The 11,731-nt window shown below is 45.1% G+C and carries 5 protein-coding genes; all 5 read left to right on the top strand.

Annotated elements, in window-relative coordinates; translation table 11 throughout:
* Positions 1–2,311 precede the first annotated feature (2,311 nt).
* The 5 genes from OL444_RS23125 (at position 2,312) to OL444_RS23105 (ending at position 11,687) form a co-directional block, all read left to right on the top strand.
* Complete coding sequence (locus OL444_RS23125) at positions 2,312–4,273, top strand: condensation domain-containing protein (protein WP_264729469.1); 1,962 nt, start codon at positions 2,312–2,314, stop codon at positions 4,271–4,273.
* 50 nt (positions 4,274–4,323) lie between these two features.
* Positions 4,324–5,652 (top strand): aminotransferase-like domain-containing protein, encoded by a 1,329-nt coding sequence (locus OL444_RS23120; protein WP_264729470.1) that lies wholly within the window; start codon positions 4,324–4,326, stop codon positions 5,650–5,652.
* A 71-nt stretch (positions 5,653–5,723) separates the two neighbouring features.
* Positions 5,724–6,848: a 4-hydroxyphenylpyruvate dioxygenase family protein gene (locus OL444_RS23115; RefSeq protein ID WP_264729471.1), complete on the top strand. Its 1,125-nt coding sequence runs from the start codon at positions 5,724–5,726 to the stop codon at positions 6,846–6,848.
* Between the two features lie 922 nt (positions 6,849–7,770).
* Positions 7,771–10,395, top strand: coding sequence for a ferritin-like domain-containing protein (locus tag OL444_RS23110; protein ID WP_264729472.1), 2,625 nt, complete (start codon positions 7,771–7,773; stop codon positions 10,393–10,395).
* A 170-nt stretch (positions 10,396–10,565) separates the two neighbouring features.
* Entirely contained in the window at positions 10,566–11,687 is a 1,122-nt protein-coding gene (locus tag OL444_RS23105; RefSeq protein WP_264729473.1) for an acyltransferase, read from the top strand.
* Positions 11,688–11,731: the final 44 nt, after the last annotated feature.

The following is an 11,731-nucleotide window of genomic DNA, read 5'->3' as shown; positions in this document are numbered from 1 at the left end:
CAACACAGGTATACCCGCAGCATCGCTGAGCGGGTATACCTGCTACTGAAATAATAGAGGAACGTGGCGCATCGCCGCACCAGCCTCCTGATAAAACTATCTTCCCGGAAGAGCAACCGGTGAATAGGGTTTTGTCAGGAGGTTTTTTTATAGGTAGTGGGGCTATCGCAGCAGGACGGATATATAGTGGACTGCAAACATGATAAAGCGTATATCGCAGCGAATATCAGGAATAAATACTTTTTCTGACCGGATCTGAATAAGTTATTTCTGTCTACTGAATGCAGACCTCGTCGGAGATGATTAGATTTGTTTGATTTCGTAGGATATAAGGAAACCATCATTTATTAATCCTGTTAATACTGCACTATGATAACATTGTGCCGGCCGCTATTGCAGATGCGGTTGTTTTTCCTGTTATGTTTTTTATCGGCCTGTTTCAATGGCTGCCTGGGAGAAGTGAACATATGGTTTGCCAGTTGCGGTATAACAGGCTGCTGGCTGTACGTGATGCGTTACTGCAGACAAGGCACAGGAGATGTTATTCATACGGATCAGCAAATAATGAGCATACTGTTGACGGAAAGGCACCCGACAGGAAGTTGTGTGTGATGTACAGGTATCAGTCTTCTCCGCAAAAAAAACAGTTATAGTCAACGGATAGATATATGCAGGTATTACCTGGTTCCGATAAGGGAGTCGGTGAGAAGATCGTATGTTATACCGACGGTTGTCATGATTGAATCGGTTAATGTACCGTATTTGTCTTTTAAATTGTAGGAAAGAAAAATATAATCAGCTGTCTTTGGTGTTACCCCGAAGAGGGATGCTGTGTGGTTGGTGTAATACGTGTATATATGACAGTTTAATGTATCCGTTGCATAAAAAATGACCATGGATGTATGGAAGAAATCTGTCAATACACTTATTTCATCTGTCAATGGGTACGTGATCATAACTGTGATGTGGTTAATTGTATGATAGGTACGATGTTGCAGATGTTTGTTGGTAGCGCGTTTGCGGTGGGTGCTGTTGGTGTTTGTCTGCGCGCGCCAATACCTGTCATCTGATAAACAGTAGCTGACGGCGGGCCAATAAGGACAGGTTTCGATAACTGTTGTAAAATAATCGATCAGTGTACTGAATTTATCTGTTAATGCGTGTAAGTCGGTTGTGCGTCATTTATTTGTGCTATATAAGATCTTATGCAGATAATAATGAAAAAGGGAAGCGTGGATGGAAGCTTTAACCATGGCTGTTTTTGGCATTTTTTTATTGAAGTATTTTTTAAGTTATAACATAGAATATAAGCGGCTTGGTAAGAATAAAAATATTTTTTTTCATCTTTTTAAAGCGATAGAAGGAGGATTTGAGCAGTAAATTAAAAAAAGAAATAGAATCGATAGTTGATCTGATTGGATCGATCAAAGTGTTGAATCTGTCTGTTGGTGATTTGCTATTTTTGAACAGGATATTTTTTTCAGGATGGATGTATCTGTTTTACGGGATGATATATTTCGCCTTATAGTGGCTGTGGTATTATATTCTGTTTGGTTGGGTGTCGTGGTAAGGTGTGCTTACTATTAGGTTAGTGGATTTATGTTTTTTTAAGTGTATATAGGTCTGGTTTGGGTGTGTGATCTGATCCTGCAGAAGGATTTCATGATTGGCGACTACATTTGTTTTGTCATTGACCCCAGTGATGATGTTAGTTACCGGATAAATGATAAACTGTCTGTATAGTTAATATAACACTTTTGGTTTCAGGAAATGAGTCCTATTGCGTATTTAGCATCGATGATATAGCTAATAAGAGATGCTGCCGGATTGTATGAAATAAATGATGGCTTTATCGGATATAGCTATGCTTCGTATTGCAGTTTTTGAGTGGAATGTCAGCGTTTAAGTATGTCCAATGATTGAATTTGTTGTTGTGCCCTTTTCTGCTGTAGTGTAGGAGATGGTTTGCCAACTACTGATATACGAAACCATTTAAGATGCTTGTGAAACACATTGCTTTATGTACTGTTTTTATTTACCCTTTCATGATCCTTTATAAAAAAAATCTGTGTTTATCAGGTGTTTTAGCCATAGGGTAATTCATCTGTAAGGAGATGATAACCGGTGTCGGTGCGGGAGATTTCCTGGCGCCGGAAACGGATACATCGCAAGATTCTTTATTGTGCCCGCTTTTCATTAAACGCTTCTATTACCAGCGAATAGAACAGGGGGAATATTGTGCCTGGTGGTATACCGTACATAGCGATGGTACTGGTATACCGGACAGGTAAATCACTAAAAATATTTAAATATGGAAATCAAAAGCAAGTCTATAACGACCATCAGTAAAGGCTCTTTATATACTGAAGCAACACTTTCCGCTTATCAGCGCGCTGTTTTTTACAGGTGGTTACAGCATCCGCTGCGTAGTGACGAACATATTGTGTGGGATCAGCTGATCACCGGTCCGTTGCATATAGCCGCCTTGAACAGTGCCTTAATACGGTTGATCAATGACAGTGGCGGGGTGAATTGTAATGTGCTACGGGAAGCCGGGTTGCTGCATTGGGTAAAAAGACGGGCATTAAGCGAAGAGGAATGGCTGTTGAACTACTATGCCACCCCGCTGGCAGAAACGGAAATACAACGCCTGAAAACGCAGGCTTTTGACCTGGAACATGACCTGTTGACCCGGTTTTATGCCATCAGACTGGATGATAACCGGTATCGTGTTATTTATATACTGTCACCGGTGCTGATAGACGAGATCGGCTTTGAACAGTTTACAGCGGCATTGGAACAATATTATCAGGAGCATTATGATGCCGGTTTTCCCGGGATATCGGCGCAGGTGAGTCGGTATGGTATGCTGGAAAGTGAACAGCCTGCCATGGAGACGGATGCCATAACAGGTAACTGTCCGCTGTCGCCATGGCAATCCTGGTTTTTTCACCAGTTAGACGAAGGTATCCACCTGGCGCCGCATCACTATAATCACGCTTTCATGGTGGATGTACCCTTGCTGGATAAAGAGATACTGGAAGGCAGTATCCGGCAGCTGCTATATTATCATGATGCTTTGCGGCTTTGTTATGAAAAGCGCGAAGGGGCGTATCAGCAATATTATCAGTCATTTGAAACAGTACCGCTGCAGGTGGCCAATGTTCGCAAGCCGGCCGCCGCCGCCGCGCTGGGAAATACACTGACCAACTGGCAGCAACGGTTTAACCTGACCAGAGGACCACTTTTTACCTTCGGGTACATCGATGGATATAGCCATGGCCGTGCGCGCCTGTTTTTTGCCTGTCACCGGTTGATCATGGATGAAGCCAGCGCCGGCCTGGTATTGTCTGATCTGCAGCAGGTATATCAGCACTGGCTGACGGGCATACGGGAAGGTCGGGTACTACCGGGAGAGTTGAATAAAATACCCGCCGCAGCGATATTAGGGCCCAAAGGTGAAAGCTACCGGCAATGGATAAACGCAGCAGGCGCCTATGCAGCTGCCACAGGTAATATATCGGATGAACGGCATTACTGGGCGGCAACGCCCGCTCACATTGCCGTAGGAAATGCGCTGTTACAGGCGAATGCCACCAAACGCCCGCGGGAGATTTCCTTTACCCTGGATAAAGACCGGACCGCATTATTGCTGGGAAGTATTCATGACGTATTACATACAGGAATCCGGGATTTGCTGTTGAGTGCCCTGGGCATCACTGTTTCCGGTTTCCTGGGCGATGGGGATCATTGTGTGCTGCTGGAAGATTATGTACGCGAAACCGGCTGGCCGGATACCGATGTATCCCGCACGACCGGTAATTTCGGCCGGCTATATCCGGTGTTGTTACCTACGGGTAATAAAACAGACATCGGCGCTGTGATTGAAGCCGTGAAAACATCCCTGCAGCAAATACCTGCCAACGGGATGGGATATGGGATATTATATGGCTATACCGGTCAGGAGCTACCTATGATACGCTTTAAATACACCGGTTCCCGCGAAAAGCTGACCGGTAGAGGTATGAGTGCCTGGCAGGTGACATCGGAAGCCGCCGGCCTGCCGGTAGCAGAAAAGAACCGGCACTATTTTATCCTGGATATACATGGCTTTATCAGAGAAGGACAACTCTGTTTTCAGCTATCCGGCCGGCTGACCGCCACCGCACTGACAGATTTGGGTAGTGGTTATCAGCATGCCCTGGAAATGCTGATCAGTTACCTGGGTAAGAGCCGCCAGGCGCCCCGTAAAACGTTTAACCCTTTGCGTTAAACCGGAATAATGAATAGGAAACAATTGATAATCCTGAAAACAAATGTACTATGTCGTACAACGCCGCCATAAATATCGGACAAGATTTTAACGCCATTAATCCTTTATTGAAAGAGCTGGGAGAAGATGTCATGGGATTTCTGAATGAAATTCAATTGCGTTATCCCGCTGCTGTTTCCTTCGCATCCGGGCGCCCCAATGAACAGTATTTTGGCCTGGAAGAATTTGCTGATCACTTTAACCGGTTTGTAGAAGAAGAGGTGGTTGCCGGTAAAAAGGAGCGCCAGGCAGTTATTGGTGGCCTGGGGCAATATAATCGTGCCAAAGGCGTGATTAATGCGGCCGTCGCGAAATACCTGGAACAGGACGAACAAATTAAAGCAAACCCGGAAGACATCCTGATAACGGTGGGCACGCAGGAAGCGGTGGCGTTGGTAGCGCTCACGCTGTGCGACCGGGAACAGGATGTAATCATCGTGGAAGATCCTACTTATGTGGGTATTACGCATTTTTCCATTATTGCCGGTTATCAGCTGGCCCCCGTACAGGTGGGGGAAAATGGGATCGATCTGGATGGCGTGGAAAAAACGATTATCCGTTACCGTGAGCAGGGGAGAAAGGTGAAACTGGTATATGTCATTCCGGATTACCAGAACCCGACCGGTAATTCCATGCCGGGAGAAAACAGACGCCGGCTGTTACAGCTGGCAGACCAGTATGATTTTTACATCCTGGAAGACAATGCCTACGGAGAATTCAATTATGATGGTGTGGAACTATTGCCTATTAAAGCAATAGATATCAATAAGCGGGTGATTTACCTGCGCTCTTTTGCCAAAACATTATATCCCGCTTTAAGGCTGGCGGCTATTGTGGCAGATCAGCAGATAGAGCTGGATGGAAAAGCAACAGCGTTGAGCGACCTGCTGGCCAAAACAAAAGGCTATACAACGGTGAATACCTCTACGATTAATCAGGCTGTTTTTGCCGGGTTGCTGATCCGGGAGAACTATTCGCTGAAAGCCGTGAACCGGGAAAAAGTAGCGGACCTGAAACAAAAAAGAACGCAGTTGCTGGCGGCGTTATCGGAATACCTGCATCCGGACCTGTTCCCGGCTGATCAGGCTATTACCTGGAACATACCCGGCGGCGGATTTTTTATTACCATTCATACCCCTTTCCATATTACAAAGGAAGATGTGATTCATTGCGCAGAAAAGTACCAGGTGATTTTTACGCCCATGTCTTTTTTTTATTTGGGAGAAGGAGGGGATAAGGAGCTCCGGCTGGCCTTCAGCAATGTATCTGCTGAACAGATCAAAACCGGTATCAGCCGCCTCGCGGCCTTCTTGCAATTCAAATTACAGGCAGCGCATTAGTTCACCCTTTTTTATATAAACAGATATGCATTATTGATGGAAATTAATCATTAACCCAAAAAAGAAAGACCATGGAACATCTGAATAATATTGTCTCTTCTGATTTCTTAAAAATGGAATATGACTACATCGAGTATTATGTAGGAATGGCAAAAATGGTAGTTTACTGGCACGTGAAAGCATTAGGTTATAAAGTGATTGCCTATTGTGGTCCGGAAACAGGAACGCCGGATAAATGCTCCTACTATCTGGTGAAAAATGATATCAAACTCGTTATCACTTCTGCTTCTCAGCCCAGTTCCTATAAGATCGTATCCTTTGTAGATCTGCATGGTAACGGTATTAAGCGGATTGCTGTAAAAGTGGATAGCGTGCAGGAACATTTTTCACTCGCCATTAAAAACGGTGGTATACCACTACAAAATCCGGTTACGTTGGAAGATGAGTTAGGATCGGTAGAATATGCATCACTCAAAATATTTGATGACAATGAAATTGTACTGATCAATTATGATAACTACAGCGGTGATTTTATGCCCGGATACATTAACGTGGAAGAAGACTGGGATTGGCCCGGGGAAGACTCCGCACTGGAACGGATTGATCACATTGCCTGTGCCCTGCGTTTGAGTGAAATGAATCTGTGGGAAAATTATTTCAACAACATCTTCTTCTCCAAAACAGTATCTCAGTTCGATGAACGAAAGAAAGGAAAAGAAAAAGAGAAGAAAATCGGGATGTTGCTGAAAGTATTGCAATCGGAAAATAAACAGATCAATAACGTACTGGTAGAACCGGATCATGGCGTGAAATCGCAGGTGTCAACGTTTATTGACCAGCATTATGGCGCAGGCATCCAGCATATCGCCTTTGAATCCAGCAATATTTTCAGATCGGTGGAAGTACTCCGTGCCAATGGCGTCCGGTTTACAAAATACCCGGAGGTATATTATGAGAAGCTGCGCCGGAAATATCCGGATCTGGATACAACGTTACTGGAGAAGCATGGTGTGCTGTGTGATGTGCTGGATGGTGCATTGCTGTTCCAGATTTTTACTGCGCCTATTGGTGACCGGGCTACCTTCTTCTATGAAATCGTACAGCGGGTAAATAATTACGAAGGCTTTGGCCTGGATAATATTCATGCGCTGTTTGAAGCATTGGAAACGGAATTGATGGCCAAAAGTGTATTGTAACGGAATATAAATCAGGTGATGGGGGACCTGATAAATAAGGGCTGATTTATTTGAAAATGATACCTGGCAAAGGTGTAAGATAATGAGGGCAGTTGGTACAACCGGTGAAAGCGTCTCATAAAATACCGAATTGTATCAGCTTGCCCTATTAATAATGCAGAAAAAAGCAGCCATATAAATTTATGAAACAAGGGAAAAATATGTAGAGAAGTTATTGTTTTTTATGTATCTTCATTACGGTTTCACACACCCAAAAAAACAGCTGACTGACTTAAGTACGTACGATCAACTTTAGGCGAAAAAATAAATAGCCGCTACTGAAAATACCTTCGAAATAACCGCCTCAGAGATGAAGGCAATTTATTAACCAATGAAATTCCATTGAATAATGTAACGCAATCCTGCTTGCTGTTGTAATAAAGCATTGATTGCCTGTCCCCCAAAAAAATAAGAAGTGTTTCCGGGTTTAGTAAGATATCGTTATATGCCATGCTTTGAACCATGCGGGTTTTGTCTGATACCACTACTTTGAATAACCGACTGAAATACATTTCCACAGAAGAAATAATGGATGGAACCTGCTATAACTATACGGCAATGTACCCATGTACCTGCGTACGGTAAGGGCTGTTGTATACCCTATATAATCCGGGTGACGGTTTATATAACTGCACTCATTATTGTATAATACAGCCGGCAGTTACAACTGTTTCGTATAGGCAAATGTGTGACCACTGTCCGCTTTTGTACAGAACATAAACGCTCATCTTGTTATAATTGTATAAGCGACAATTATACGATGATTCCTGCTGTTTATAGTTTAATTCCATGCATTCCTGATCTATTGCTGTAGCTATAACCTAAACGTTTGTTAATCGAAGTGTTCCTGTATAATAGTTTTTCATCAATATAAACACCTATTATGAGTTATTTACAAGTCCCACGGTTGGTATTTGGCGGGAAGTTTATTTCGGATGCCCCCACTACCAATAATATCCCGCCCTTTCACAACCTGAACATTTTTAATCCGGACATGCATCAGTTTACCTGGAACTCCGGTGGTAGCGGTGCTTTTAAGCTGTATGGCTGCCGCGTACAGCGGGTTTACTACAAGGATGGTACCTACACGGAAGACCCGGCCCTGGATCCGGTAATAGGCATGCCAATTAATGGCGCGGATAGCCAGACCGGCGGCAAGATGGCCGACCTGGATCCGGACCAGGCACTATCGGAAGTATGGGGGCTGCAGGTGGTACTGGGGGAAACCAGTGGCATCGGTTTTAGCAGCAACCTCGAAGTGGCCGTTTTTAATGATTCGTGGATACGCTACACGAAATCAGTCGGCGACCGCGCCAACAGTACTTTTTACCAGAGTGTGCTGCACATCAGCCGTTGGCAGCACCAGAATGAGTCCCGCTATCTGCGCGAACTGGCGGCAGCCAATCCGGGAGGAGCGGTGCCGGATAAACTCAGTATAAAATTTATCCTGGACGGATTCCAGAGTGATGCCACGTCCCCCGATTTTACCTTTGGCAGACTGGTAGGCTCCATCGGCGCCTATCATCCGCAGGAACCGGTACATTTTGTCGCGGGCAGAACACTCCAGCAGGTATTCGCCGGCCTGGTGAATTTTAACACGGCGTATTTTGTGATCGATGAAGGCGTGTTACACCTGGATCTGGGAAATAGTCTGCCTACGGAAGTACCGGGCGGAGAACTTTTCGGGGCAGGCGGACTTTTCGTGGAGGCGATACCGTTAGATGGTGCGCCGCCGGTCTTACTGGGGGAAGCTGCTTTTAAAACCACGGGCTGGTATGAAAAAACGGCCGGCATCATCTCCATTCCGCTCGTGGCAGATAGATTGGCGCTGGCCAGTAAGAATCCCCTGGTTATCCGTAATACGGTAGGTACTTCCCTGACAGCAATTGTATTGAAAGAACGGGAAGATGGTATCGCCTTCCAGCCTGATCAGACGATCTTCCGGCTGAATCCCGGTGAGCAGCAAAGTACCAGATTGCATGTCACTGCTTTCGGTAAACCGTTGCCCAACTATAAGATTAAGGTCAGTCATGATCCATCTTTTAAAAAAGGATTCCCCGACACGGCTATTCAATTCCCCACTACGCTTACGACCGGTGCAGATGGCACCGTAACGCTCCCCTTAAAGGCAACGGATCCCGGTATGCCGCGTGGCCCTTTTATGGATGGCCAGTCTTACCGGCTTTCCTGCTGGTCGGCCAGTGTTTCTGCCGCCCTGGCGGGCAACCCCAGAACGGTTTCGGTGAGAATATACTCCGGTTATACGGTGCCCGAAACACCTACCTGGATAGAGCATGTACAACCGATCTTTCAGCAGTATGCCAACCTGTATCCGGTGATGAAACCTATTGTGGATCTCTCTAATTATGCGGAGGTGCTGGAACGGTTGCACATCATCAAAAATGTATTCCGGCTGCCCATCACCAGTCCCAATTATATGCCGGTGACAAGGGACCTGTCCGGCCCCAAACTCACGATGATCCGTAAGTGGCTGGAGAATCCGCTCTACATGAAGATTGATACGGTGGCACAGTTGAAGCAGGTATTACAAATAGCCATTATGCTGGAACATGCTACCATTCCACCTTACCTGGCTGCTTTATATAGTATCAAACCAGGCTACAACGTGGAAGTAGCTTCCCTGATCAGAAGTATCGTGATGGAAGAAATGTTGCACATGGCATTGGTGGCAAACCTGTTAATTGCTATAGGCGGCAATCCTGATTTGAAAAACCCGGCCTTTATACCTGATTACCCCGCGGCTTTGCCCGGCGGATTACGTGCCGGATTAACGCTACAAATACGCCGTTGCTCTATCGAACATATCCGCGATGTGTTTATGGAGATAGAAGAGCCGGAAGAAATTATTAAAACCAAATACCGCGCCCGCAATCCCAACTGGGAGGAAACGCATAACCTGTATACGATAGGCTGGTTCTATGATGAAATCAAGAAAGCGCTGACCGCTTTGCATAATGCCGGAAAACTCACCTTTGGCCATGCAAATAAACAGGTGAAGGATTGGAGTGGGCCTGGTCAGTTATTGGTGATTAATAATCTGCAGGATGCCCTGAAGGCCATCGAGCAGATTAAAGACCAGGGCGAAGGTACCTCCGTTACAGATCCAGGTAGTGGAGACGGAGAGCTGGCACACTATTACAAGTTTGCAGAAATTGTACATGGTGCACACCTGGTGAGGAACGGCACAGAGTTTTCCTATACCGGCGCCAAAATTCCTTTTGATCCGGATGGCGTGTGGCCGATGGCCGACAACCCGGATCCTTTTAAATACAAACCAGGTAGTGTGGCCAGTACCCTGGCCAACCAGTTTACAGAAGCCTATATCGCAATGGTCAATGGCTTACACCGGGTATTCAACGGTGAGCCGGAGTTCCTGACCGAAGCCGTAGGTACCATGTATAATTTATCCTTACTGGCACGGAAGCTGATGCAAACGCCTTCCGGATTGGAGGATGGCACCACGGCCGGCCCTAATTTCAAAATATAATCATGCTCACTGCGTACCGGGCTGACTGGATAAGCTGACGCACTTTAAACAGATGGGTACAGGGGCTGCAGGTATGCGGCCCTTGTACCATTATGGTTAAAACAGGTACGCACTATTGAAAATGAATGTTAGAATGCTTACCTTATAATACTCAAAATATAGCATCCATTATGAAAAACGTACGGGTAGCCGAGCTCGACATCCTGAGAGCGATCGCCGCACTGGCGGTTATTACCATTCACGTTACCGCCTGGTTCGTGGATATTCCTGCTACAGTTCCCCATGTTAACACCATGCAACGGGTACTGGCCTATATCGATCACCTTAACTGGTTTGCAGTACCTACCTTTCTCTTTATCAGTGGGTTGGTACTTTACAACAATCATCCTCATGTGACAAAAGACAATTTGTGGGATTTTTATAAAAAAAGAATCCGCCGCATTTTTCCGATCTACTTTTTGTTCTCCCTGTTTTATATGGTTATCGCGCAGCTGCCTCACCTGATGAAAGGAGAGGGGATACAAATGGGGATCGGGGATTTCTTCCTGCAACTGGCCCTGGGTGGCGCCTCTTATCATTTGTGGTATTTTGGGTTGCTGTTCCAGTTTTACCTGTTTTATCCCGTGCTGGTACATTTGTACAACCGATACAAAGGGAAATTTATAGTGGCTGCTTTTGTTATTCAGCTGCTATGGATATATACCGGTGATGTATTAATGGGCCGTATAGGAGATGGTGGCTTTTTTATGCCATTATGTTTAAGCCATCTTTTTTGGTTCACCGGCGGCTTTCTGTTTCTGGATTATAAAGACAAAATTCTTTCTTTCCCGTATTTGCGTCCATGGACCTTACTCCTGCTCATACTGGCATTAAATGCCATCAGGATGTATCCCGTCTATACCGGTATGCTGGAGTTTAATTATTACAAGATACCCCGTTCTTATTTTTATTTTACCGACTTAATAGATCCGTTTTATACGACCGCGGAAATCCTGTTCGTATATAAGCTGGCGGTCTATATTTTAAACCGGCAGAATGTGGTCACCCATTTCTTTTCCCGTATTGGTTATTATTCGCTGGAGATATACCTGATTCATGCCTGGTTCCTGGTGGAGCTGGAAATTCTCTTCAAAAAAATACCACTGACTTTTCATGAGTGGCTGTTTTATCCGGTGATGTGGATCACGGCATTTCTCATTAGTTATCTGTTTGCCGTCGTGTACAAACGGGTGGCCAGATGGGTATTGAAACCCTTTCAGCAAAAGAAAAATCCCACATTGAGTGTACAATAAAAAAGTATAGGTTGTATCGTTCATCTTTATAAAGATGAACGATA

Origin of the sequence: Chitinophaga nivalis (assembly GCF_025989125.1) — a bacterium.
Lineage (GTDB): Bacteria > Bacteroidota > Bacteroidia > Chitinophagales > Chitinophagaceae > Chitinophaga > Chitinophaga nivalis.
This window is presented reverse-complemented; position numbering and strand designations above follow the sequence as displayed.